This is a genomic window from Bacteroides oleiciplenus YIT 12058 (genome assembly GCF_000315485.1).
Taxonomy (GTDB): Bacteria; Bacteroidota; Bacteroidia; order Bacteroidales; family Bacteroidaceae; genus Bacteroides; species Bacteroides oleiciplenus.
Genome location: NZ_JH992944.1, coordinates 43,690 through 69,187, shown reverse-complemented (window position 1 = coordinate 69,187; position 25,498 = coordinate 43,690). Strand labels below are relative to the sequence as shown.

The window sequence follows — 25,498 nt, the reverse complement described above, 5'->3', positions numbered from 1 at the left end:
TTCTTTTTCTTTTAGTTAATCACTCTGTTATTTTTCATTCCTCCGTTTTTCGGCAAGCTGCCTGATAGCCGCCTCAATGTCGCCGCCCAGCTTTTCGGCAAGCCGGTACACTTCCACCTTTTCCGTCTCTTCGGTCGTGTACGCGAGGTATTCCTCGGCACTAACCTCTGTGGCATACACGGCGGACTGCATACCGCCCAAACCGATCCACACCTCTTTATATAGCCGGTTCGGATGGTTTGCCATGTTGATGGAGAGTACCTGCGACTTTTCCTTGTCTGTCAGTCCGAGCAACGCTTGTATCTGGTCGAACTTGTTCATGTACTTCCGCTGGTCGAGCAGTATCTTGCAGTCCGAGTTGTTGATGATACTCTCTTTTACCACCGGACTGGAAATGATGTCGTCCACCTCCTGCGTCACGACGATGGCTTCACCGAAATATTTACGAACGGTCTTGTACATATACCGCAGATATTCAGCCATATTCGCCGAAGAGAGAGCCTTCCAAGCCTCTTCCACAATCAGTTGTTTCCTGACACCTTTCAGCCTTCGCATCTTATTGATGAACGCCTCCATGATGATGATGGTCACTACCGGGAAAAGTTCCTTGTTTTCCTTCACAGCATCAATCTCGAAGACGATGAACCGTTTGGAAAGCAGGTCGATGTTCTCGCGGGAGTTCAGCAGGAAGTCATACCGCCCACCCTCGTAGTATTGCCGCAGTGTGATGAGGAAGTTGTCGATGTTGAAGTCGTCTTTACCGACTTTTATCTCCCTTTCCTCCAGTTCCTTGCGGTACACGTCCCTCATGTATTCGTAGAAGGTGTTGAAGCACGGCACGATGCTGCGGTCATCCTGTATCCGGCGGATATAAGCCGACACCGCGCTGCCCAATTCTCCCGACTCCGTTTTTGACACTTCCTCGTTCTCGCTTTTCCAGAGGGTGAGTAACAGGGTCTTGATGCTGTCCTTCTTTTCCACGTCGAACTTATAGTCGTCGGTGAAAAATGGGTTGAAACTGATGGGCTTCTCTTCCGTATAAGTGAAATAAATTCCGTCCTGCCCGTTTGTTTTGCGGTGTATCATCTCGCAAAGCCCCTGATACGAATTACCCGTGTCCACGAGCACCACGTGCGTGCCTTGCTCGTAATACTGCCTCACAAGATGGTTCATAAAGAAGGACTTGCCGCTGCCCGAAGGTCCCAGCACGAATTTATTTCGGTTGGTGGTGATGCCTCTTTTCATCGGCAGGTCGGAAATATCCAGATGCAGCGGTCGTCCGGTGAGCCGGTCCACCATCTTGATGCCGAACGGGGACAATGAGCTGCGGTAGTTGGTTTCCTCCGTAAAGAGGCAGACGGCTTGCTCAATGAACGTGTAGAAGCTCTCCTCACCCGGAAAATCCCCGGCGTTGCCCGGAATAGCCGCCCAGAACAAGGTCGGGCAGTCTATCGTGTTGTGGCGAGGCATACATTCCATTTTGGCGAGTTGGGAGCCTACATCGTTCTTTATGTGCTTCAACTCTTCCGCGTTGTCGCTCCATGCCATTACATTGAAATGCGCCCTCACGGAAACCAACCCGTTGGAGTGCGCCTCGTTCAGATACTCGTCTATCCACTCCTGATTGATGGCGTTGCTGCGCGAGTAGCGTGAGAGCGACTGCATGTTACGGGCGGACTTCTCGAACTTTTGCAGGTTCTCGTCGCTGTTGTCTATAAACAGGTATTGGTTATAGACATGGTTGCAGTCCAGCAGCAACCCAACGGGAGAGGCGAAGGAAAGGCGGCAGTCCGAACGGTCGGTGGAAAGTCGTTCGTAGCGCGTGTCGGTCGCCACGCTCACCGGCAGGTCTTCCGTGTCGGAAAGCGTATGCAGGCACAGCATGTTGTCACCGATGCGCATTTCATCCGCCGAAAAAGCCAGGTCCTGCAAACAGGCGGTATGCTCCTGCGAGAGCGAGAAGTATTTCTCAATTATTCCGGCACATTCCTCCGTCCCTATGATTTCATCGGTAGGCAGGCGGCGCAGGCGGATAAAGCCGCTGTCGTTCAGGATACGCTCGAACTGCTCCGTCGCTTCGATAAAGCGTGCCGCACTTTCCTTGTCTATCTCTTTGGGGATGATATGCCCCCGGCACAGCGTGCTGAAATTGCTCTGCCTGCGGCTCTGTTCTCTCGTGGTTTTCGTCAGGAACAAATAGCAGGTATGGGCAAGGTACGGGCGTTCGTTGAAATGGCGCTCGAATGAACGGGAAAGGAAACTCATGTCCTCCTTTCCAAGCTCCGGCTTGTAGCTTTCACGCATGAACCAGTCCTGCTTGTGCAGCACGCTGAAGTCCGGCAGAACTTTCACCGCCTTGCACCAGGCAGCGTGTACCGCCTCGTATTCTTCGGCAGTCACCGTGTACAGTTCGGGCAGCACCACTTCAAAGCAGGCTGTTATATCAGCGTTTTTCGAGAGGATGCAGCCGTCCTCGACGGCAAGCAGCGGGAACTTGTTTTCCAGCGTGGTGGCTTTCAGTATATTTCTCATTGTTTCTCTTCCTTTCTTCTTTTAAGTTTGAACAGCCGAGAGATGCGGCGGCGGTTGATAAGGTATCGCGGATGGCTCCTGACGGCTCCGAGCTTCATAAGCCCGTGTTCGCCGTAGAGGGCGTTCAGCCGGAAGGTCTGCCAGACCAGCACGGAGGCACAGGTCACTCCGAAGCCGATGCAGAACCATTGGTTGATACCAACCATGTACATGATGACAAAAAGGACGAAGAGAAGCAGCAGACCTCCCGCAAAGATGAAGAGGTATTGCGCTTTCAGTCCCTTGAACTCAACCGACGCCCCGATCCCTTTGTTGATAGGGTATTCTGCCATAATTCCTATACATTATATATTATAGGAAGAAGGAGCGCAGGATGGTGGCGGCTACAATCAGGAAGATACAGGCTCCGAACCACGAGGCGGCAGTTTTGGACGTGTCGGGGTCGCCGGATGAAAATTTACCGTAAACTTTTACCCCGCCAATCAACCCCACGACCGCGCCGATGGCGTAAATTAATTTCGTGGCGGGCTCGAAATACGAAGTCACCATGCCGGTCGCCTCGGTGATACCAGCCATGCCGTTGCCCTGTGCAAAGGCGGAAGATGCAGCCAGCAGAAGGGCGGCTGCGGAAAGGAAATGTTTCTTTGTCATAAATCGTTCTTTTTTTGTTGCCGTGAGGGTGGATAGTCCTCACGGCGGGTTTGATACTTTTTTACTTGTGGATTCAGTGGTGTCGCACTTGCCGCTAACCGTAATCAATTTTCTTCATCGTTCATTACTTTTTTAACCGTTATACAAAATCCCGTATGTTGAAGCCCTCCACGGTGTCGGGCATCACGGGTATGGGTTGGGGCTGGACCTGCCTGACTTCCTTTCTCCCCCCCTTTGGAATAACAGGTTTATTCAGGTAGAGGTCCATCAACCCCGTTATCTTACTACCGATGGAAGACATGTTCGTCAGCCTGTCGAAAAGTTCGTTGCCTTCCATTTGACTGAACACCTTTCCGGCGTTGCGCTGTTCTTCCTCACTTGCCGACGGATTTTTCGCTGTGCGTACCGCCTTGTCGATTTCCTCAAAGGTAGCTCCCGAAGCGTAACCCACCGTAGCATCCTTTTTCGGTCCGTCCCCGTCATATTCCACGGGCACGTCGGTAATGCGGAGGTCGGAAAAGGCATCGTCCAGTTGGTCGTCCGGTATCTGCTCCGGCGGTGTTCCGTCCGTTTCGTCGGCAAAAGTAACATCCTCTTCCTCAACTTCCTCGCTTTCTCCATAAGTGGCAGCTTGTGGCACAGAAGTGGCAGGTGTTGGCACTTTCTCCGTCATCCTGAAAAGGCTCCTGCCGACAACATCCGTCGGGTCTGCGGTTCTTCCTTGCGGTTGCGGCTCGTCCGCTTCGGGACGTTCCGCTCCCTGCCGTTTCTCCCATAACAGGTAGGTCACGAGCCATGCGTTATAGAGTACCAGCAGGCATACAAGTACGGTTGTCATAGCTTCAAGACTTTTTTAATGAATTTTCAATCATTTCTTCCCTTATTCTTTCTCTATTCAGTTCTATTGCCGTTTTTCCATAACGGGTGATGTGGTCAGCCAAAATATTATCCAAATACCCACTCAAATCAAATTTATTCTTGCTAAGTTTTTGGGCAATCAGTGTGAGGCACTCATAGTTCTCTTCACTTATGTAAACCTGTTTCTTTTCTCCCGTTTTTGCGGCAGGAACTTTCATGAATTTTCTTATAAACTCTTCTTTCTTACTTGTTTTCATACTCTTGTTTTTTTATGGATTAAAATACGTCTTCATAATTCTTCTTATACAGTTTCTTCACCACTTCCTCGTACTGTTCAAAATGCTGTGTCAGTACATGGTCTATGTATCCGGCGAGAGAAAGCCCGTTCTTTCCGATTACCTGAATGATTTTCATTATCCGGTCATGGTATTCCTTGCGTACATAAGTCAGCTTACCGTCACGGGCAGCCGTAGCCGCATTGCGGATGAACAGTTCCAGATATTCAATTTCCAGATTTTTCGCTTCTTTTTTGCCCTGTCCGTTATCCGCAGACTTTTCATTTTTAGGTAGTACATCTTCCTTCTTTTCCTTTTCCTCCGTTTCCGTTTCTCCCTTCATGCCAGCTTTTGGGGAGGTAGGCGGAGGCAGTTCGGGACGGAACGAATCGAGGAAATCACCTGCATCTATGTTTACATCAAGATTTTTCGCCATAGGTTATCGTTTTAACAGAGTGAGCATTTCTTCCGCCAATTTGTCGATATTGCTGCCTTTGGCGAGTATCCGGTCCGGTGGTAGCACGGTGGAACGGAAAGAGGATTTTTCCTCGTCTTCCGAACCTTCCTTGCGGAAACGCTTGCTGTCAGGCAAAAAGGTTTTCATTATTTCGAGCCCCAGCTCTCCGGCGATTGCTTCATAGATGGAGTATAGGTTCGTTTTCTCCCTTCCGTCCACCATATTCCAAAGCAGGTACAATCCTTTGATATTGGATTTTCCCGTACTTATCAGCGTGTCATTCAAGATACTTGCAAATTTCAGGGAGCTTTCCATGACTACCCGGTCAGCAGCAATCGGACAGAAAATATAATCCATTGTAGCAATCGTCTGGATAACTCCCACATTGTTAATCGTTCCGGGCAGGTCAAAGAAAATGATGTCCGGTGGGGTTTCCGCCGAAAGAAGACGTTTTGCCGTATCAATGGCTTCTTCCGGTCGGCTTGCCAATATAGGGTAAGCCCTTTTCTTTAATTTCTTGAACTGCTCGAACGCAATCTTTTTAAGATAGGGATTGCGTTCGATATTTCTCAAATCCCTTTCCCTCATGTCCTTGATGCTGAACTGTGGAAAATCACAATCAATCACGGCTACGTTATGCCCCTTGACAAAATGGAGATAGCTCGCCATCAATACGGTCAGTGTCGTTTTGCCTGCTCCACCCTTTTGGGTGGAAAAAGCCACAAATAAAGTTTCACTCATACTTCTTCTTTTTAATTAGTTATACAATCAGTTTATCAAATCATTCATTTATCAATATGCCAGCCGGTCAATCGGTCAATACTCTGATAGAGCTGCCTGTTAATCTTACGACCAGTGATACAACTTGTAAACCGGCTAATCAATCTGCTGATAACGGTATCTGTTTACAAACTATATTATCAGTATATTGATATATTGCTATACCGGCTGATTGATTAACCTGTTTACTGACTTCCATACAGTACGGTTTATAGTCTTACAGATAGCCTTGTCAATCAAACATGCTGCAAATAAAAACAGAAAAACAACAGCTTGTACCACTTCCTCCGTAAGTGGCAGCTTGTGGCAGCAAGTGGCAGTCATTGGCACAGTAAAGTGCCTCATTCCTTTGTGCTTATCCCTCTATCTTTGCCCCCAAGCGACGGGGTCCAAAGCAGATGCCCGGCGGCAGTGGTAACAAGGTTACTCCCCAATCCGTCCTACGGCGGATTTTTATGTTCATTAGAACATAGCAAGGTGTCCTTTGAGTAACTCAAAGGGTTCCGGGTTACTCCCCGAAACAACACCTTGCCCTTGCAGGGGGCGGGGCTTCACTCCGAAGTCGTGAGCCCTGAGAAAACTGCCGTTGGCTTTTTGCTGTGGGTGCTGTTGCGACACCACTAAAATCCACAGTTTTATGAAAGAAGAGAAACCGAAATGGGGCAGACACCCCAAAGAGAGCCGCAAGACGCACTGCGTGATGGTGCGTTTTGACAATGAGGAATGGGTGAAATTCCTCACCATGTACGAACAGTCCGGCGTCTATGCGAAGGCGGTTTTCGTCAAGGCACGTGTCTTCGGTGACACGTTCCGCGTGATGAAAACCGACAAGACCTTGCTTGACTATTACACCAAGTTGTCCGCTTTGCATGCACAATACCGCGCCGTCGGCAACAACTACAACCAGACCGTAAAGGAATTGAAGAGCCGCTTTTCCGAGAAAAAGGCGATGGCATTGCTCTACAAACTGGAAAAGCAGACAATGGAACTGGTAGAGTTGAGCCGCCAAATCATCGCACTCACCCAAAAATTTGAAGAACGATGGTCGCAAAAATCAGTGTAGGCAACTCCCTTTACGGGGCGCTCGCCTACAACGGCGAGAAGATTAACAAGGACGAAGGCAAGCTCCTTGCCACCAACCGAATTTTTGACGCGGGTACGGGAAAGGTGGACATAAGCCGGGCGGCGGACGACTTCCGGAACTGTATGCCCGCCCACGTGCGTACACGCAACACCGTTATCCACATCTCCCTCAATCCGCATCCCGATGACAAGCTCACGGACGTGGAACTGGAAAACCTCGCACACGAGTACATGGAGAAGCTCGGCTACGGCAACCAGCCTTATATGGTCTATAAACATGAGGACATCAACCGCCACCACCTGCACATCGTGTCGCTGAACGTGGACGAGAAGGGCAAGCGGCTGAACAAGGACTACCTCTTCCGCCGCAGCAAGCGTATCACCCGTGACATGGAACAGCGCTACGGGCTGCACACGGCGGAACGCTCACGGCGCAGCAGCCGGGAACCCGTGCAGAAGGTGGACACGGCTAAAGGCGACATAAAAAAGCAGGTGGCCAGCACGGTCAAATCCCTTGCCGTGTCCTACCGCTTCCAGTCAATGGGCGAGTACCGCGCCCTGCTTTCCCTGTACAACGTCACCGTGGAAGAAGCCCGTGGCGAAGTGGACGGACGCGAGTATCACGGACTGGTCTATTCCGCAACCGATGACAAGGGCAGCAAGGTGGGCAACCCGTTCAAAGCCTCCCGTATCGGCAAATCCGCAGGCTACGAAGCCATTGCGGAACGCTTGATAACCTCCAAAGAGCAAATCAAGGAGAAGGACTTCACCGTACCGACAAAGCGGACGGTGCTTGCCGTCCTGAACCGCACGTTCCGCAGGGACGAGTTCGTGAAAATGCTGAAAGAGAAAGGTATCGACACCGTGCTGCGTGAAACCGACACGGGGCGCATCTACGGGGCGACCTTCATCGACCACCGTACCGGATGCGTACTCAACGGCTCCCGCATGGGAAAGGAGCTTTCCGCCAACGCCTTGCAGGAGCATTTCACGCTGCCCTTTGCCGGAGAACAGCTTCTGCCGTTCACCCTTCCCGCGGAAAGCGCAGCGCAGGATGCGCCGCAGCAGACCGCCGTTTCCGGCTATGAGGAACCGGACAACTCACTCGGCTTGTTCACCTCCGGCTCATCCGGAACCGATGCGGCCGAAGACGCTTTCGCCCGTGAGCTGAAACGTAAGAAAAAGAAGAAGAACCAACGTAAAATTTAATTCAAAGAAGTATGTCACAACAAGAAGACGATTTAAGGGCACTGGCGAAAATCATGGATTTTCTGCGTGCCGTCAGTATCCTGTTAGTAGTAATCAATATCTATTGGTATTGCTATGAAGCGATACAGCTATGGGGCGTGAACATAGGCGTGGTGGACAAGGTACTGATGAACTTCCACCGCACCGCCGGACTGTTCGGCTCCATCCTCTACACGAAACTCTTCGCCCTTGTCCTGCTTGCGCTTTCCTGTTTGGGAACACACGGGGTGAAGGAGGAAAAAATCACATGGCGCAAAATTTGGGCGGTGCTTGCCATAGGCTTCGTACTGTTCTTTTTAAACTGGTGGCTGCTCGCCTTGCCGTTACCTATTGAGGCGGACACGGCACTTTATATAGCCACCATGACCGCAGGCTATATCTGCCTGCTCATGTCCGGTCTGTGGATGTCCCGCCTGTTGAAGTACAACCTCATGGACGATGTTTTCAATAACGAGAACGAGAGTTTCCAGCAGGAAACACGCCTGATAGAAAACGAGTATTCGGTCAATCTGCCCACCCGTTTCTATTACAGGAAAAAGTGGAATGACGGATGGATTAACGTGGTAAACGTCTTTCGTGCGTCCATCGTATTAGGCACGCCGGGTAGCGGGAAGTCATACGCGGTTGTAAACAATTTTATCAAGCAGCAGGTTGAGAAAGGCTTTGCAATGTACTGTTATGACTTCAAGTTTCCCGACCTTTCCATGATTGCCTACAACCACTTAATCAATCATCTGGACGGTTACAAGGTCAAGCCGCAGTTCTATGTAATCAATTTTGACGATCCGCGCCGCAGCCACCGTTGTAACCCCATACATCCCGATTTCATGGAGGATATTACCGATGCCTACGAGAGTGCGTACACCATCATGCTTAACTTAAACAAGAGTTGGGTGCAGAAGCAGGGCGACTTCTTTGTGGAGTCGCCCATTATCCTCTTTGCCGCCATCATCTGGTATTTGCGCATCTACAAGGACGGCAGGTACTGCACGTTTCCCCATGCCATTGAACTTTTGAACCGTCGCTATGAAGATATTTTCCCTATTCTTACGAGTTATCCCGAACTGGAAAATTACCTCTCTCCCTTCATGGACGCATGGCTCGGAGGCGCAGCCGAGCAGTTGATGGGGCAGATTGCATCCGCCAAAATTCCTCTTTCCCGACTGATTTCACCGCAGCTTTATTGGGTGATGTCGGACAGTGAGTTCACGTTGGATATAAACAACCCGAAGGAGCCTAAAATTCTCTGCGTGGGCAACAACCCCGACCGAATTTCCATTTACGGCGCAGCGCTCGGATTGTATAACAGCCGTATTGTCAAGCTCATCAACAAGAAAGGGATGCTCAAATCATCGGTTATCATCGACGAGCTTCCCACCATTTACTTCAAGGGACTGGACAATCTGATTGCAACCGCCCGTTCCAATAAGGTAGCCGTCTGTTTGGGCTTTCAGGATTTTAGTCAGTTGGTCCGCGACTATGGCGACAAGGAGGCGAAGGTCGTGATGAATACGGTCGGCAATATCTTCTCCGGTCAGGTGGTAGGCGAAACCGCCAAAACATTGAGCGAACGCTTCGGAAAGGTGTTGCAGAAGCGGCAGAGCATCACCATCAACCGGCAGGACAAATCCACCTCCATCAACACGCAGATGGACAGCCTTATCCCGCCCAGCAAGATTTCCGGTCTGACACAGGGAATGTTCGTCGGTTCGGTGTCCGACAACTTCACCGAGCGCATCGAGCAGAAAATCTTCCATGCGGAGATTGTGGTGGATAGTGCCAAAGTCGATGCGGAAACGAAGGCTTACAAGCCTATTCCCATCATTACGGACTTTACCGACGAGAACGGCAAGGACTGCATGAAGGAAATGATACAGGAGAACTACAACCGTATCAAGTCGGAAGTGAAACAGATAGTTACCGACGAACTGGAACGCATCGCCGGTGATGAGAACCTGAAACACCTGTTGCAGAACAAAGGGTAAACAAACAGAAATGACGGTCAGGGTTGTTATAGCCTTGACCGTCATTTCTTCTGTATCATGTCTGATGACCGGATTATTATTTCCGTTCTTCCTGTTTCTCCGCTTTCAGCAGCTTGTTTATAGTGGACAGGGCATTGTCGCGCAGGTAGTTCTTCAACTCCGTATCGTCTTTCAGTATGACGCGGTACTCTTCCAGATAAAGCTGTGCCAGCGTTTTCCTGATGGCTGCCAGACTTTCCCCCACAGGTATCTGCCGTTTCTCATGCCAATACGTCGTAACGGCATCCACGATAAAGTCCTTTATGACTGCTTTTTCGTCCCTGCCCAGCTTCTTGAAGCTCTTCCTTTCGGCAATCATCTCCGGCATACAGTCGCAGTCGTCCGGTTCGTATGCAAACTCATAGGGATTATGTTCGGGAAACAGGTTGTAGGGACTCCCTTGCTGTTTTTTCCTTTTCACTATTATGCGCTTTGAAATGAAAATTAGTTTAATAATATAATTAATTGCTGTCTGCAAATTCCAAAATTCCCTGTTCCAGAATTTCTTGCAAGGAATGTACTTGAAGTATTTCTTGGTAAGTAGCGTAGAAATCTTCATCAATGCCTACATACACGATATTATCATGCAAACCTTCTATCATTTTTAAATGCGCATGTAATTTGCAATTTTTATCTTTACAATCCTGTACAATTTTCTTTATATTTTCCAATTTATTCAGTAATTCGTCATATTGTGATATTCCCTGTGTAGTGGGTTGAATCTGATAATTGGTTTTCTTGGAAGGTTGTATATTATGATTGGGGTCTAATAAAACGACATGGAAAACGGAAGAATCCCTATCAAAAAAGCCTACTATTCGTCCTGTCCCCGTAGATATGGAGAATTGCATGATTGGAAATTCAGCTTCATTCTTTAATATATTTTCAGGCAACCAATCCAAATCATCTCTTTGGATAGGTATATTTTGTGCATTCCAGTCAATCGGATGGCAACGAAGGGCATCACTTCCACGATTTACTTCCAATACTTCTTGTGGTGTCATTGTGCCTAATACGGACATTCTATCCAAAAAGCTGACATACCATTTAGGAGAACATCCTCCAACGCCAAAGTTGGATATTTGCTTAAAATAAGAGAAGGAAAAAGTAATTTTCCTTCTCTCTATTATTTTCTCTTGCTCGGAAGATACTAATGCCTTACTACCAAACTTGGGTTTATCAGCATTAAGCGTTAATTTCTTCCCATTTTTTTCCATAAAATTCTTCCATTAGTCTTGAAGAAATAATGTTATCACATCGTTCATTATTCCCTAAATCCCCTCTTGTCTTAACCCAAGGTGTTTCTGAATGTGACAATCTTTCCAATTCAGCACCGCTGTATTTAAGGTAATTCTCCAAGATGAAGTCCACGAACTCTGCATCTTCCGGTGATAAAGCAACATCCTTATTAATGCAATCGTCCAGATTGATTTCAGAATAGAGATATTTTGTTGCATTAAAACGGTCATAAATACTACGGTTAACCGGACCATGAATCCATGCCTCAAATTCTCCGGTAAACATTGGCTTCTTATTGATGCCATAAGACCATGCTTGTACATAATACAATAGCTTCTGCAACTTTAAGTTAATTAAAGAAGCACTATTATCCTCAGATTTTACTCGTGAAATAATATAATCTGCAATATCATGTATTGAGTTCATCTTTATTCATTTTAATTCGATACGCAAAGATAAATAGAATATTGAGACAGACAAAATAAATAGCTGAATTTATGTATTTTAAGCATCATCTCCGCTGCACCTCCTTCTCGTCATCCCTTCGCATCCGTTCATTCAGCCGTTCCCGCATTTTATCCATGAAATACGTCCGGCTCTCGTTCTTGCGGTGCTTGATGTCCGTGTAGAAACGGTAACACTCTTTGGACTCCACGCCCAGCAGGGTATAGAAGAAGGCGGCAAGCTCGCCCAGAGGAACGTCCCCGTTGTTGATACAGCCCATCTCGTCCAGTCCGTAAATCACCTCTACCAAATCTACGGCGTTTCCCGTCCAGCGCAGGAAGGGTGTCGGGGTGGATGTTTCTTTCAATGGGTTCTCTAAGGTGGATGTTAGTGGTGGCACTTGGGATTGGAAGCGTTTCAAGGTCTTGCGCAGCAGCGACAAGGCTTTGCGGATATAGAACGCTTTTCTGTTCTCGCCCGTATCGGGTTCCGTCTGTTCGCAAAGGTATTGCAATTCGGTTTCCGTATAGGCAGCCGTGAAGAATACCGTGAGCAGGTCACGGCATCCGCTGCACAGCCGGAATACTTCTTTCACAAATTCATTGTATGCCGTTTCCATGTTGCAACACTCTTTATTGTCGGTTATTTGGTGGAAAAATTCAGTCTCCGTCAGGATAAGATAGTCCATACTCTTTTCAGTTTGGGTTTGTTATACTTCGTTTTATCTGTGTGCGCACAGTAAACAAAGGGCAAACCCTGTACCTCCCGGCTGTAAAAAATGCAACACGGAAAAAGAACGGATTGATTTTCAACGATATACTGTTAGAAATATTTTCAATGTCCGTTCCAAACCCGTAATAAAGTGTAAGATTATCTTACACACTGTAAAGCAATCTTACACTTTCTTATCCTTTCCTGCGGTACGTTTTCCGCCGGATGCCGTCTTTCAACGGACGCTCTTCTGCCAATTCCCACCCGAACAAGGCAGTGGGTTCGGCAAAGCATATTCCTTTCTCCTGTTTGTGTGGCAATACATAGAGAATTATCTCATCCGCCAGCCGGTAGAGCAGCAGACCTCTTATCAGCTCCATTGTTTCGGGCGTGGCTTCGGCAAGATAACTCACGTCCCTGCCTTGCCGCCTTTCATCCAGCAATTCAATCAGGGAACTGTACGGGGATAACGGCAATGTATATTCTTCCAACCGTTCCGTACCGTATTTGCCGGAATGGAACGCGGAAGGTGCGCCACCTGCTTTTTCCCACAGGTAGCCGTCAGCGGATAAGATGGCTGCGATTTGTATCTTCATGGGTGAACCTCTTGTTTGGGGTACTGTGAAACGTGTAAATTCAAAGGAATGTTCCAAGAGGTCTGAAAAAAGTAGCGTGGCACTCACGCTACTCCAAGCAAGGCTCTGGTAAGCCCAAGTAAGAATATACGTGAGCCCACGCTATGTAACGACATAGCATAAGCCTCACGCAATCAGTTCTTACTTTGCTCAATTTACCAGATTTTGCTTGGAACGTCTTGCGAACTTATGTATTATCTATAACGGGAAACCGGGTTTCCCGCCAAGTCTTTCTATTTCAGCTTTCAAAGGTACATCTTTCCCTCCAATCTTTCTAACAAACAGTTATTTTTCCGTTTCTATCCCGTATTTTTTCATCTTCTCATACAAGGTGGGACGGCTGATTTGAAGCAGCACGGCTGCCAGCGCCTTGTTGTTCCCCGCTGCTTCCAGGGCTTTCATTATCCGTTTCCGTTCCTCGTTTTCTGCTTTCAGGGCGAAGCTGCACGCCTTTTCAGACGCTTGCAGGTTCAGGTCCCGCACGCCGATGGTGTCCCCCTCAGCCAGCAGGACGGCTTGTTGGATGCAGTTTTTCAGTTCCCTCACATTTCCCGTCCAGTGATGGTTTTGCAGGGCTTTGCAGGCTTCCGCATCGAAACCGGTCGTTTCCTTTCCGAACCGCAGGTTGTCCCGTTCCCTGAAAAATTCCGCCAGCGGCAGGATGTCTTCCCTGCACTCCGCCAGCGTAGGAACCGGAATCGTAAACTCGTTCAGCCGGTGGTACAGGTCTTCCCGGAACCGTCCTTCCTGTATGGCATGTTCCAGATTTTCGTTCGTGGCGGCGATGATGCGCACATCCGCTGCCGTTTCACGCCTGCCGCCCACCTGACGGTAGCGGCGTTCCTGCAATACGCGCAGCAGCAGGGCTTGCACCTCGTAGGAAAGGTTGCCTATCTCGTCCAGAAACAGCGTGCCGCCTTCCGCTTCGTTCAGCAGTCCGGTCTTGTGGTCCGTCGCTCCGGTGAAGGCTCCCCGGACGTGTCCGAACAGTTCCGATGCGGCTAATTCTTTCGGTAATGCGCCGCAATCCACAGGGACAAAGGGCTGTTCCGCCCGCCGGCTGAGGGAGTGTATCAGGTGGGCGATGTATTCCTTTCCCGTTCCGTTCTCCCCGCGGACAAGCACGGACAAATCCGTGGCGGCAACCAGTTTCGCCTGACGTTCCGCTTCCTTCATCCGTTTGCTCTCCCTGTGGAAGATAGTCTTCTGTCCCTGTGGCTGTTGTTGAAACAACCCGTTCAGGATGGCATACAGCTTTTCGGGGACGACCGGCTTGGGCAGGTAGTCCTTGGCTCCCAGCTTCATGGCACGCACGGCGGAGCCTACCTCCGCGTATTCCGTCATGACGACGAACGGGATGCGGATTTGCTCCCTGTTCATCCATTCCAGTATCTCCACCCCGTCACCGTCGGGCAGGCGTATGTCCGAAAGGATGACACCGGCATCCGTGGAGGCGAGCATCCGCCGGGCTTGTATGGCGGACGTGGTCTGTTCTGTCTGCCATCCCTTCCGTTCCAGCCAGTTGCACAGCACCCGGCTGAGTACGGGGTTATCCTCTATAATCAGTATCTTGTTGTTCATTCTTCTTTTTGCTCTTCTATCAGGGCGAGGGCTTGGCAGATGACGGAGTTTCCTTCCTCCACCACCTTGCGGATAGCCTGTACCATTTCCCCGTCCATCGTGCTGGGCGAGGCATCCAACAGCCGTTGCAGGCTTTTCAGCGAGCTGTACTCACGCACAAGCTCGCCCAGTGGCAGCAGGTGGTGCGTGAGGAAGGACACCCGTTGCAGGTCACCGTTCCCGATGCACGCTTCAAGGGCTACCATGTTCTTGCTTGTTTCATCGGCGAGCAGTTCCAGCATTTCCCTGTTGTTCCGTTCGCCGGAAAGCAGGGCGGAGAAGTCTGCTTTTACAGATGCCGGGATTTGTTGTTTGTTGCGGACGCAGTCCTGCACGGCGGTCAGCAGTTCGGTCTGCGAGAACGGTTTGTACAGGCATCCGGCAAACCCCGCCTCGGTGAACGCTTCCGTGTTCCGGTCGGCGCGGGCGGTGGCGGCAAGCACGGGGATTGTTTTCGAGTTGCCCACGTTGGAACGGCGCAACAGTTCCAGCAGTTGGTAGCCGTCCATGTCCGGCATCCTCAGGTCGGTTATCAGCAGGTCGTAGGAGTGTTTGCGCAGCAGCTCCATCAAATCATGCACGTTCCGGCATCCGTCACAGGATATATCATTGCGCGTAAGCATGTCCGTTGTCATAGCCAGCAGCACGGGGTCGTCGTCCACCACTGCGATGCGCAGGTTGTCAGGAAGGGCGTACGGTGCGTGGGGTGGAGGCATGGGGTGCTGTTCGTCCGTGACGGGGAGGGGTACGCATACGGTGAAGACGCTGCCTTTCCCTTTCTCGCTCTCCACCCGTATGCTGCCTCCCAGCAGTCCGGCGGTCCCCAGCGTGATAGCCAGACCGAGTCCGAAACCTTCCTGCTCTCCGGCATTGCCCAGCCGTTCAAACGGTTGGAAAATCCGTTGCAGTTGCCGGTCGGTCATTCCCGTTCCGGTGTCCTTCACTTCAATGGTGAGCAGGGCGTCACGGTAGTGCAGCCGCAGGCTGACGGCTCCTGCCTGTGTGAATTTCACGGCATTGGAGAGCAGGTTGTCGATGATTTGCGACAACCGTTCGCGGTCGCCGGTCACTACCACATCATCACCGATGTATTCCCATGTGAAGGCAAGCTGTTTGTTTTCTGCCTGTAAGGTGTAGTTGGGTACAAGGCTTTCCGCCAGTGCTTTCGGTCGGAAGTGAACGGGATTGGGCTGTTCTTTCCCTGTGTCCAGCCGGTAGAAACGCAGCAGGGCATTGAGTAGGTGCAGCATCCTTTCCGCCGATTGGCGGATGGTTTCGCCGTACCGGATGCGTTTCTCTTTCCGGCGTTCACGGGCTATCAGTTCGGCGTAGCCGGTAATGGCGGTAAGTGGGGAGCGCAGGTCGTGGCTCACGGTCAGCATCATGTTCTTCTGGGCGCGGAGCAGCTCTTCATTCCTCCGGTTCGACTCTTCCAGTTTCGTGCGTATCTTGTGCTGCCGGTTCACGTCCCTGTGTATCACCATATACAGCAGGATAACCAGCACGGATGCCCCGATGCCGATCCCTGCTATCAGCCGGAAGGTATCATTGCGTGTTTCCTGTTGCCAGCGTATTTCCCGACAGAAGGTTTCTCGTTCCTTCTGCTCGAAGTGCTGCACCAGTAGGTTGATGTGTCTGTTCAATATACGGTTGTTCATCCTCAGGCTGTCCATTTTGGCGGACAAGGTTTCCTCGTAGTTGCGGGTGGCGTTGTCTATTTCTTTTTCTATGGAGTATAGCAATGCCGAAGGTTTCACTACGGCATCGACTGTTCCCGTACCGGAAGTGATGGCAGGGACGGATTCTTTCCGTGCTTCTTCCCGTTGCCGGGCATAAGCCGATTTCTTTTCCTGCTTGCGGAACAGGCTCCAAAAGTTCTTTTTCTTCTTCTCACCGGTTTCGACAACGGGGGTGTCTTCCGGTCTGGTAGCCTGCATTTTACTTTGCGACACCATAACAGGTATTTTCCGATGAACGATTTCCCCGGCATCCGGCATATTTTCCAACAGTTGCAGCAGGGCAGCCATTTGTGTCTCTTTTTCTATCAACAGATTACACACCGAGTCAATGCACGCCCGTTGCAGGCTGTCTTCCTGTTCGGCTTTCAGGTTTTGCAACAGTGTGACCGTTGCCAACCTTTTCTCTTGATAGGCGGCGTAGTCTTCCTCCGTCCATCCGGCAATCAGCTCTCCGGTGGAGGCAAGGTCCAGCAGGCAGAGGAAAGCCTGATTGGTCTGTTGCCTTTCCCCCTGCCAGTGGGCTTCCTGTTGTTCCATGACGCTTTTCTTTTGCCAACTGTCATGGAAAATATGGATTATCAGGACAAAAAAGGATACCCATATCAGGTATCCGATGATAATCTCCAATTTCAATCTTGCCTGTATCATCAAAAGTTCGTTTTATTGTTCCATTCGTTTCTCTGATTGTCGTCAGGATGTCTATGCCCGAATGCAAACTTATCTTTGATTTTTAGAAGATGGAGATAGCCGTCGAAACTCCTCTCTCTCCCCCGAACTAAGTTTATTTTTATTGTATGTTTTCCTCCCGTTATCCCAGCGGTTTTTCGTTTTGTTCTTCGGTGAACGCCGGATGACACATCCCCCGTCACCAAGCTGTCTACCATTTTAAGAACCTGAAAGTATTTGTTTATATTATGGTATTTCCAAAAGAGTGATTCTTACCATGCCTGCGCCGCTATGGCCTATTTCGGTGGTGACACCATCTGGTGCCAAGAACTCTTCATTACCGGCTTTATATACAGGGTTGGTAAATAACTTACTGTTTATATGGCTTGAACCACCACCTCCACCGGAACCTCTTGTTTTAGCATACCAAGAGCCGCAACCACCGCCAAACCAGCCGCCACCACCACCACCGGAGGATGAACCATCGTTATTACTTTTTTTACCGGTGTTGCCTCCACGACCGGCAGAACCATCGGTCAAGTCTATAGTATATCCATAATTCCCCCTGTCAGAAAGACCTCCTGCAGTCTGTGTTCCACCACTGCCGCCATCTTCGGCACCGTTATATGTAGCTTTTACACCTTCAAGACCTCCGGCGTAACCACCATAACTAAAAGAGTGAAAACTATTGTCATTAGAGCCATTGCCTCCTCCGCCACCTCCTACTATGATTCTCGGGTCGGTATCTTCATTACCCGTTAAGCCCAAAAAGGGGTTTTCATCCGTAGCTATATCAACGACATTAAAACCAAGCTTATTTTCAATGTTCACGAATCTCACATCAATGGAACCCGCACCGGGAGAACAGTAATTATATCCGCCCGCTTTTCCGCCGCCATTCCAGCCTTCTACATAATTATGGCTATAATCCCATTGCCCGACATATATTTTTAAGATATCTCTGGCAGTCAGTTCAATCTCGCCTGCCGTATATCCGCCTTTGCCACCCAAGTATTCGGTTTTTCCGGTTCTTCCTCCCTGATTTCCCCAGATTTCTATTTTATATTTACCGCTCACGGGTACAATAAATCTCTTGGAAGCACCGCTATATGTAAATTCCCATTTGGAACCGGGTTTGGCTGACTTATTATTTATTTTAAAACTGTAGCTATATGTCTCGCCGGCATTCCATGTACCGGTCAACGGTGCGGAAAACAAAAGAACGCTCAGGTCGCCCAGTCCTTCTGTTGTCGTCTTGATATGGATAGTGGCTCCCGCAGGTACTGTCTGGGGCACAAGGCATAGCGTACCTGTCGTGGACGATATGAGGTCGTCACCCTCAGCACCTTCTTTCAATATAGGAGTATTTACGAAATCGTCATTTGAAGATTCAAGCTTATAATCTGCGATACTGCTGCCTGCAGGAATAGTCCATTGATAACCGTCTTGAGTAAATTTCAATCTACCGTTTCCTGTTACACCCTTCATTTCTATCATGTCCATCCGTAAGTCAACATCTTTTCCGCTTTCTGTGGTGTAGCGGGCTTTGAAGTTGACCTTTGCCATTGCGTGCTTAAAGTTTAAAGGTACAGTTCCGTCGGTGTCATTGGTGCTGTTTCCATCTCCGTCCGGATCGGCATACGTAGCATTAAGTACCGGTGACGTTACACACAAGTCAACCTGCTGTGAAGCTTTGACGGGAGGTGCCACCTCAAAAACTGGATAACCCGCATCCGTTGCGCTTGTAAGTACGCTAATACCGTTTGCGGACGAAGGGATGGGACTTATGGCAAAGAAGGAAACCGTATAAGGCTCAGACGGCCAGAACATGACGGGATAATATGTCCATGCATTGCCCAGTTTCTTCACCTCCTTGTTGTACATGAAATCGGGTGTGGATGTTGCCTCATTCAAATGTCCATCGGAGGCGGAGAAAGCGAACATTGCCATATTGTCCATGTTATCTGTGGTGGTTATCTGTGAAACACGCGTCGTGCTTTTGCCACCAGTGAAAGATATGGGCACACCGCTGCCTCCCGGAGCGGGCATGTTTTCATTTTTACTACAAGCGCATGCAAATAAAACAAGGAATGCAAGGCAGGAAATCTTAACTTTATTGGTTGATAAACAGACGCGTTTTCTTATCATAACAGTAAATTTATATTTTTTATTCTCATTAAACAGATGTGACCGGATGGGGACATTCAACCCCGTCCCGCCTTGAATTTTCCCCTGTTGTCCTACAATATTAGGTTGGGAGCTTCCGTGAGATCTACCGCATCGTCACCGTCCTTTTCGGTGGTTTTCCGCCCCATTCCTCTCAGAAGATGTTTTCGGAGACGAGGGAGCGGGTGGTGATTTGGTTACTGCTGTTCTGGTGCTTTTCGGGGATGAAGCGCATGCGCATGCCAGTGATTTGCTTGGCGGAAACTTCCGCTTCGGTGGCTACACCGTGTCCAGCGCAGTTGGCGGTATGGAACGCGGATACCACTTTCCATTGATTTTCTCTTTTTCTTTTTTGTAGAATCCCATATTCCGATTGTTTTTTTCGGGTCACTCCCAGCAGGTGTCTGCCGCGTCCTTGCTTGGGGGTATCGCAAAGCCGGTTTGCAGTCGACCCCTCTACGGAGGCTTCCTGCGGGGGGGACGGGAAAAAATAATTTCTGTTCGTATCTTTACGGAGTACCGTCACGGTTTATTCTACCGGAGACTCGGTCACTTCAGTTCCCCAGTCACCTACCTTGGCATCCGCAATCGTGATTTCGTGCAGGTTGATGACGAGCGTGTACTGGTAGGTCTTTTTGCGTTGCAAATGTCCTGCCGGAATTTTCACTACAGATTCCGCGTGGCTGGCAATGTACTGGTTACTATGAGTTTTGTCCGGAGTGACGATGTCGTAATGGAACCCGAACCATATATCTCCCACGGCGCAGCCGCTTTTAGTCGCGTCGGCTCCATTATCGCCTACGGGAATCAGGTAGAGATACTGCTTGTCGGGGAACAGGGAAACAGGAGTGCCTTGCGAGGCATCGGTAATTTTCACGCCCGAAACTGTCGTGCTGTGACCGGTAGTCGGGTTCGATTCCGTGATGCTGCCATCTGTTTTTTTCAGCATGGGTTTCAGGTTGAAATCCTTCGCAGGAATGATTGCTTCGGGAGTAGCTCCGGTTGTCCCGTAATTCCAGTGCAGTTCCTTCCAGGTGGCGGTGGTGTAGAATTTGGAATTGGGATTGCTCTGCGCTGAAGCGTCGATGAGCGACATATTGCCCTCTGCTGCCGTCGTACCGTGGTTGCTTCCTACAATCCACATCTCGGTAATAAAGACAAAACCGTCCGTACCATCCAAGGAACTGTATATACCGTCACCCAGTTTTGCCTGGAATGAGATGCGCGAGAGCGTATGCTCGAAATTGAAGGTGACTCCACTCTTGCTGTTGTCGTAAGTCTTGTCAGTAGCGCTGGCAACCACGAGGTCCACCATTTTGGGCAGCTCGTCGCCTTCCTTCATTTTGAATTTGATATAGGGAATGCCTTGTGTGGTGGCATCACAGACGGTCACGCCCGTTTTATCTCCCGAACTCCACTTGTCTTCAAACGGGGCGTAGGCAAAGAAGGAAATTTTGTCGTTCTTGTTGTTGGGCCAGTACTTGACGGGCTCGTATGTCCATCCGCCCGTATTGCTGTTCAGCGTTCCGTCCCATTTCACCATCTGGTTGTGCATGAAGCCGGGGGCGGTCGATGCTTTGGCTTCTTCCCATGTCTTGCCGCCCGTGTAATATCCCATGATGCCGAAGCCGCCGTACTTATTGGCATCGGTAGGGTCATCCTTGATACTGGTATTGTCCGTGTCCACCCCACGGGTAGGGGTTCCTGTGTACACTCCGAACTTCATCTGCGGATGAGCGTCCGGGCTGACTTCCGTCACTTCATTCTGCGAGCAGCCCGCTATGAGCAGGGCGGCAAACGAGGCCATCATTACATTGATAGTTTTCATCTTCTTCAATTTTTAAATTATTCTTTATTGTTAATTAATCTCTTGTCCTGTCCATTCACCTTTTATCATTGACCACCGGAAAGCCGGTCATTCAAGCGGCACGTCCGTATTCACCTCGTCGCCCCAGCCGCCCACGTCCACGTCGAATCCCGAACCGCCACCGCCTTCGGGCTCCACATCGGGGATTTTACCGGTCACGGCTTCCACGTAGATGGTGATGATTCCCTCTCCGTTGTCCTTCTGTGTCACTTTCACGTCGTCATAGTCGCCCGTGAAAACGGTCTTTCCGTCCACCAGCTTCGCTTCCAGATACAGGCGGTGGGTATCGGTGAAGTCGATGCCGAACACGTTGAACGTGCCCGTCAGCGTGCCGTTGAAGGGCGAGCCTTCGTCGTACACCGGGTGGGCGAGCGGGAACTCCTGCGACACGCTCTGCCCCGACACCCTGCCCGTGGCAAGGAAGACGGACTCCGCGATGCCGTCCAGCCGGCAGGTGGCGGAGCGGACGTTGTTCAGCCCTTCCACACGAATGACGGCTATCACCTCGCACGTCCGTTTCTCCGGCACGAGGTGCAGGGAGCAGCGGTCGTCGCCTGCCGAGGCGGCATACCCCGATTTGCCGTAAGTGGTCTGGCTGTAGTTGCCCAGCATGTCCTCCGTCACCCTGAAACCTTCCACGGATGCCGAGGCGAGCTTTTCGGGGGAGCCGGTGACGGTACGGGTTTCACCCTCGCCGTCCGTGCGGGTTTCTATGTGCTTGTTGTAGGCTTCCAGCGTTTCGTAGCCGTCGTTGCCCCGGAAAGCGATGTTGCTGAAATCGGTAAACGAGCGGTTGAAGAGGATGACGTTGTAAACCCCTTCCGGCAGGCGCACGGCTTCGTGCGAGTAGTTGCCCATCAGGAAGATTTGGGGTTCGCCGCCATCCGTGGGGTAGAATACGGCGGTAGCACCGCGGGCGGCTCCTTCCTCGCCTGCCAGTCCGGACTTGCTCCAATCGACGGTAAGGGTGATTTCCGCTGATTCGTAATAGGTCAGTTCGCGGCGGTCGCAACCGGAGAGAGCCAGACATAAGAACAAAAGGATAGATAAAGAAAAACAGGTTCTTATGTTCTTTTGTCTGAAAACAAAGCGTGCATAGCGTAGCCCCTTGTCTTCTTGCTTCTCCATCAACTGATTAATTGTATTCATCTTCCGCCTCCTTTCTTCACCTTGCGGTTCAGCAGCCACACCAGCGAGATTTTCACTTTCGTAGGACCGAACCATGTATATTTCCCGTTCTCCTGCCAGAGCAGGGTCTGGTAGTTGTCGCGGGCATGGTAGTGCCGGTAGTCGGTGCGGAGCAGTCCGATACCGATATTGTATTCCAGCCGCAGGTTGCGGGCTATCTCGTGGGCATACCCGTAGCTGATGCCTGCGGCGATGAAGAACTCGCCCTGATAGCCGTTCTCCTTCCATTGCAGGTCGTACTTGCCGCCTCCGGCATATAGTCCGAGAAAATGCCCGGTCAGCACTTCCCGGTTCATCCGGTTTTCCCGGCTGCCCAGCCAATAGCGGCCTTCCAGTCCGCCCATCAATATCTGCAAGGAGTATTTGTCGCCGTCCAGCAGCCACCACGGGAACATGTATTCGCCGTTCACCGACCAGCGTTTGCCGATGGGCACTTCGATTTCTATGTTCGGCATCAGTGCCGCATCGAACAGCAGGTTGGTTTTTACGGCGAACAGCGGACGGCGGCAAGATGCCGCCGCCGGGGTTCCTTGCGGGAAGAGGGGGAGCGTGTTGTTTCCTGTTGTGTGTGATACGCTTGATGTTGTGGCGGTGCCTGTTTGTGTTTGCTGACGGTCCCGGTTCGGGCGGACAGGTTTGGGCAAGGCGGGCAGGCTGTCCGGTCTGACCCACACTATGCACACGGCGGCGTTACGCAGGTAGCGCAGCAACCGTCCCTGTATGTAGCGGTAGGAATTTCCGCCGTCCAGCTTCCTGAGCAACGTCTTGCAGCGGTCGCTGTCCGGGTTGCGGTCGATGGTTTGCAGCACCTCTTCCCGGTTGGGGAGGCTCCTGTCTCCGGCTATCAGCCGGCGCAGTTCCTGCCAGTTCTCGCCCTGCGGGCGGGGGTGGATGCGGTACTGGTCGAGATGCGGGTATTTCCATACCAGATAGCCTTTTACGGCGGTGGAGCGTTGCTGTGCCAGACGCTCGTTGTACTTCCGGTCGCCATCGGGTGAAGCGAAGGAAAGGATGTTGATGGAGTCAATCCGCCCCGTCAGGCTCCGGTCGGAAAGCAGTTCTTCCAGATGGCGGAGGGTACGGTCATTGTCCATATAGCCCTTATCCACCACCGCCTTGTCAAAGCGGAAGTAGAGCACCATCGGCTTGCCGGGCACATCCGGACCGTGGCTGTTCTCCTGTGACTGCACGCCCGGCAGTACTCCCAGCAACAGTCCGAGGCTGAGGGCGATGCGTCTTGCATATATAATAGGCAGGTAATTCATATCTTGGCTGATTGCAGGGTTTTACCAGTCAGCTATTTTAATATCCGCCAGAAACGTACGTGCCACTTCATTGAAAATGCCGACCTTATTGGCTATCTGGCTATGTCGGATATAAAAATCTTCCGGGGTGGGCATATTGCAACGGATGGGTTCATTCAATGCCTGAAGCACATCCAGCAAGGATACTTCCGGCAGCGGACGACACAAGGCATACGAAGTGAGTTTACCTGACTCTCGGTCCGGCAGGCAGCGGACAATCCGTCCCTGTTCCAGTTTGTCGAACAAATCTTTCCATTCTTCTTCCGAATGGAGGAAATTAGCCGATTGCAGGTTATTGCCCAAGGCAATGTCGTGCAGCACGGCAATGGCTGTTTGTGTACGTATAGACAACATGTATGCTTTTGTTTTGATAGCCGTTACTTACCAAGTAACGGAAATACCCGCCTGAATTACTTACCAAGTAACGGACGGTGCTTTCTCTTCCGGGATGAAAAAAGGAGCTTTTTCATCAATTATTTATCAGAGAAGACGTTTTACTGTCAAATAAAGCGTAAAAAGATACACTCCGCTTTTGAAGGGTCAGAAATGGATGGAGGCTTTGTGTGTTTTTCAGAATACACGCCGGGGCAATATGTGTTTTTCTCGTGTAGTGTGCCTTTAAATAGATTAGGATGAAAAGATTAACACAGATATTTATACTTTTATTTGGATTTATGAAGGGAAATTTAGACCTTTGCCGTTCAACTCATCCATTACTTGGTAAGTAATTCTTCCCCTACCGGAGCAGCCGTTACACGGCATTTTCATGCTACTTTCTTTTCCCCGTTACAGGCTGTAACCGAGATTATCAGTTCGTCATTGGCTGCATCCACCTTTTCATTCTCGAAAGGTTTCAGGTAGGTTTCCGTCACCTTGATGGACGAGTGTCCCAATGCCTTGCAGATGATGCCGATGCTTACGCCGGAATGAAATGCCAGCGTCGCCCATGTATGCCGGGGCGTGTACGAGCTGAGTTTCACGCCGGGCAGCAGCAACGCCGCTATCTTTCCCAGTTTCAGGTTGAAGTTGCGGAGCGCCCGAAGGTAGTCCATATACAGCTCCTTGTCTTTCTTCACCTTCCCGCTGCTTCTATCTCTCCCGTTATCTCCACCTTGCCCGTCCTTCCTGCCTTGTCCATCTCTTTTACTCCATCCTCCTTTCCCGTTTTCTTCATCCAGAATCGGGAACAGGTAGATGGAACCGGTATTCTTATTTCTGAACTCTTCCATCAGTTCTTCCGCTTCTTTGGGGATGCGCACTGTCATCTGCCGTCCCGTCTTGTGGCGGCTATATACGATACATTTCCCTTTCACATCCTGCTTGCGCAGGTAGGCAAGGTCGATGAATGGCATCCCCCGGAACAGGAACATCAGCACGAAATAAGCCAGTGCGCACCGCACGCCTTTGGGCAGTTCCTCCATATCGGCGTGTAGCAGCGTGCTCATCTGTTCCGCCTCCAGTGCCCGCTTGGTCTGCGACTCCACTTTCGTATAGACATCATCAAACAGCTTCGACTGATAGGGCAGCACCTTTTCATCGGCAAGCCGGTTGTACACCGCTTTCAGGTTCCGCATATAGGTCGAGATAGTATTCAAACTCAATCCTTTCGGCTCTCCGTTTTTCTTTCTCATTCCTTCCAGCTTCATCCATTCCTCATACTCCTTCAACCTGCCCGGAGTAAAGACTTCATCCACCGGCATCGGTGTGCCTTCACCTCCGTAAAACTCCGTAACGGATTTCAGCGCATACGTGTATGTGTGTACCGCCGAACGCTTTTTGTCCGCTTCCAACTGTTCAATCACCGCCTGCATATAAGATGTCAAATCCGGTATTTTCATGGCTGCCGCCACCTCTCCATTCTTTTCTTTTCCATCCATAATACTCTGATTTTTAGTTCCGCATCCTGCGTATGCCCTGAAACAGCCGCGCCGACGGGAAAGTTTAGGGATGCAAAGTAAAGTATGTGAGGAAGTTATAAAGAACACGAAAGGATATTTGTCCGGCAATGATA

At 50.3% G+C, this 25,498-nt stretch carries 25 protein-coding genes; 3 read left to right on the top strand and 22 right to left on the bottom strand.

Annotation, left to right across the window (positions count from 1 at the left end; translation table 11 throughout):
• Nucleotides 1-27: 27 nt before the first annotated feature.
• The 8 genes from HMPREF9447_RS19965 to HMPREF9447_RS28560 form a co-directional block, all read right to left on the bottom strand.
• Nucleotides 28-2,532, bottom strand: coding sequence for a TraG family conjugative transposon ATPase (locus HMPREF9447_RS19965; protein ID WP_009131591.1), 2,505 nt, complete (start codon nt 2,530-2,532; stop codon nt 28-30).
• On the bottom strand, nt 2,529-2,864 hold the full coding sequence (locus tag HMPREF9447_RS19960; protein WP_009131590.1) for a DUF4133 domain-containing protein: 336 nt from the start codon (nt 2,862-2,864) through the stop codon (nt 2,529-2,531). Before HMPREF9447_RS19960 ends, HMPREF9447_RS19965 begins: the two co-directional genes overlap by 4 nt.
• A 19-nt stretch (nt 2,865-2,883) precedes the next feature.
• Complete coding sequence (locus HMPREF9447_RS19955; protein WP_009131589.1) at nt 2,884-3,183, bottom strand: DUF4134 domain-containing protein; 300 nt, start codon at nt 3,181-3,183, stop codon at nt 2,884-2,886.
• Nucleotides 3,184-3,322: 139 nt separating this feature from the next.
• Nucleotides 3,323-4,021: a hypothetical protein gene (locus tag HMPREF9447_RS19950; RefSeq protein WP_009131588.1), complete on the bottom strand. Its 699-nt coding sequence runs from the start codon at nt 4,019-4,021 to the stop codon at nt 3,323-3,325.
• A gap of 4 nt (nt 4,022-4,025) precedes the next feature.
• Nucleotides 4,026-4,298, bottom strand: a complete 273-nt coding sequence (locus HMPREF9447_RS19945; protein ID WP_009131587.1) for a DUF3408 domain-containing protein — start codon at nt 4,296-4,298, stop codon at nt 4,026-4,028.
• A gap of 19 nt (nt 4,299-4,317) precedes the next feature.
• Nucleotides 4,318-4,752 (bottom strand): DUF3408 domain-containing protein, encoded by a 435-nt coding sequence (locus HMPREF9447_RS19940; RefSeq protein ID WP_009131586.1) that lies wholly within the window; start codon nt 4,750-4,752, stop codon nt 4,318-4,320.
• Nucleotides 4,753-4,755: 3 nt separating this feature from the next.
• A complete protein-coding gene (locus HMPREF9447_RS19935; RefSeq protein ID WP_009131585.1) occupies nt 4,756-5,514 on the bottom strand; it encodes a ParA family protein in 759 nt (252 codons plus the stop codon).
• A gap of 198 nt (nt 5,515-5,712) precedes the next feature.
• A complete protein-coding gene (locus HMPREF9447_RS28560) occupies nt 5,713-5,898 on the bottom strand; it encodes a hypothetical protein (protein ID WP_148374857.1) in 186 nt (61 codons plus the stop codon).
• Nucleotides 5,899-6,190: 292 nt separating this feature from the next.
• On the opposite strand from HMPREF9447_RS28560, the gene mobA reads away from it, so the two are divergent.
• The 3 genes from mobA to mobC are packed head-to-tail and all read left to right on the top strand — an operon-like array spanning nt 6,191 to nt 9,869.
• Nucleotides 6,191-6,616 carry a conjugal transfer protein MobA gene (gene mobA / locus HMPREF9447_RS19930; protein WP_009131584.1) on the top strand — a complete coding sequence of 142 codons (426 nt, stop codon included), beginning with the start codon at nt 6,191-6,193 and terminating at the stop codon, nt 6,614-6,616.
• Nucleotides 6,595-7,845, top strand: a complete 1,251-nt coding sequence (mobB, locus tag HMPREF9447_RS19925) for a conjugal transfer protein MobB (RefSeq protein WP_009131583.1) — start codon at nt 6,595-6,597, stop codon at nt 7,843-7,845. Before mobA ends, mobB begins: the two co-directional genes overlap by 22 nt.
• A gap of 11 nt (nt 7,846-7,856) precedes the next feature.
• Nucleotides 7,857-9,869: a conjugal transfer protein MobC gene (gene mobC, locus HMPREF9447_RS19920; protein ID WP_009131582.1), complete on the top strand. Its 2,013-nt coding sequence runs from the start codon at nt 7,857-7,859 to the stop codon at nt 9,867-9,869.
• Nucleotides 9,870-9,945: 76 nt separating this feature from the next.
• On the opposite strand, the gene HMPREF9447_RS19915 is transcribed toward mobC, so the two are convergent.
• From HMPREF9447_RS19915 to HMPREF9447_RS19845, 14 genes are all read right to left on the bottom strand, one after another.
• Nucleotides 9,946-10,329 (bottom strand): hypothetical protein, encoded by a 384-nt coding sequence (locus HMPREF9447_RS19915; RefSeq protein ID WP_009131581.1) that lies wholly within the window; start codon nt 10,327-10,329, stop codon nt 9,946-9,948.
• 40 nt (nt 10,330-10,369) lie between these two features.
• Nucleotides 10,370-11,125 carry a BTB/POZ domain-containing protein gene (locus tag HMPREF9447_RS19910; RefSeq protein WP_009131580.1) on the bottom strand — a complete coding sequence of 252 codons (756 nt, stop codon included), beginning with the start codon at nt 11,123-11,125 and terminating at the stop codon, nt 10,370-10,372.
• Nucleotides 11,094-11,573: a Panacea domain-containing protein gene (locus HMPREF9447_RS19905; RefSeq protein ID WP_009131579.1), complete on the bottom strand. Its 480-nt coding sequence runs from the start codon at nt 11,571-11,573 to the stop codon at nt 11,094-11,096. The genes HMPREF9447_RS19910 and HMPREF9447_RS19905 overlap by 32 nt, the downstream gene beginning before the upstream one ends.
• Nucleotides 11,574-11,658: 85 nt before the next feature.
• The gene (locus HMPREF9447_RS19900; RefSeq protein ID WP_044138487.1) at nt 11,659-12,279 is read right to left on the bottom strand and encodes an RteC domain-containing protein; all 621 of its coding nucleotides are present in this window, start codon (nt 12,277-12,279) and stop codon (nt 11,659-11,661) included.
• Between the two features lie 217 nt (nt 12,280-12,496).
• On the bottom strand, nt 12,497-12,898 hold the full coding sequence (locus tag HMPREF9447_RS19895) for a hypothetical protein (protein ID WP_009131577.1): 402 nt from the start codon (nt 12,896-12,898) through the stop codon (nt 12,497-12,499).
• 324 nt (nt 12,899-13,222) lie between these two features.
• The gene (locus HMPREF9447_RS19890; protein WP_009131576.1) at nt 13,223-14,518 is read right to left on the bottom strand and encodes a sigma-54-dependent transcriptional regulator; all 1,296 of its coding nucleotides are present in this window, start codon (nt 14,516-14,518) and stop codon (nt 13,223-13,225) included.
• The gene (locus HMPREF9447_RS19885; protein WP_009131575.1) at nt 14,515-16,944 is read right to left on the bottom strand and encodes an ATP-binding response regulator; all 2,430 of its coding nucleotides are present in this window, start codon (nt 16,942-16,944) and stop codon (nt 14,515-14,517) included. Before HMPREF9447_RS19885 ends, HMPREF9447_RS19890 begins: the two co-directional genes overlap by 4 nt.
• A gap of 264 nt (nt 16,945-17,208) precedes the next feature.
• A complete protein-coding gene (locus HMPREF9447_RS19875) occupies nt 17,209-19,110 on the bottom strand; it encodes a fimbrillin family protein (RefSeq protein ID WP_081589797.1) in 1,902 nt (633 codons plus the stop codon).
• Nucleotides 19,111-19,282: 172 nt separating this feature from the next.
• On the bottom strand, nt 19,283-19,654 hold the full coding sequence (locus tag HMPREF9447_RS28840; protein ID WP_052315217.1) for an HU family DNA-binding protein: 372 nt from the start codon (nt 19,652-19,654) through the stop codon (nt 19,283-19,285).
• A gap of 3 nt (nt 19,655-19,657) precedes the next feature.
• Complete coding sequence (locus HMPREF9447_RS19865) at nt 19,658-20,956, bottom strand: fimbrillin family protein (protein WP_009131573.1); 1,299 nt, start codon at nt 20,954-20,956, stop codon at nt 19,658-19,660.
• 87 nt (nt 20,957-21,043) lie between these two features.
• Entirely contained in the window at nt 21,044-22,144 is a 1,101-nt protein-coding gene (locus tag HMPREF9447_RS19860; RefSeq protein ID WP_009131572.1) for a DUF5119 domain-containing protein, read from the bottom strand.
• Nucleotides 22,141-23,448, bottom strand: a complete 1,308-nt coding sequence (locus tag HMPREF9447_RS19855) for a DUF3575 domain-containing protein (RefSeq protein WP_009131571.1) — start codon at nt 23,446-23,448, stop codon at nt 22,141-22,143. Before HMPREF9447_RS19855 ends, HMPREF9447_RS19860 begins: the two co-directional genes overlap by 4 nt.
• Nucleotides 23,449-23,469: 21 nt before the next feature.
• Nucleotides 23,470-23,841 carry a hypothetical protein gene (locus HMPREF9447_RS19850; protein ID WP_009131570.1) on the bottom strand — a complete coding sequence of 124 codons (372 nt, stop codon included), beginning with the start codon at nt 23,839-23,841 and terminating at the stop codon, nt 23,470-23,472.
• Nucleotides 23,842-24,251: 410 nt separating this feature from the next.
• Complete coding sequence (locus HMPREF9447_RS19845) at nt 24,252-25,364, bottom strand: tyrosine-type recombinase/integrase (protein ID WP_009131569.1); 1,113 nt, start codon at nt 25,362-25,364, stop codon at nt 24,252-24,254.
• Nucleotides 25,365-25,498: the final 134 nt, after the last annotated feature.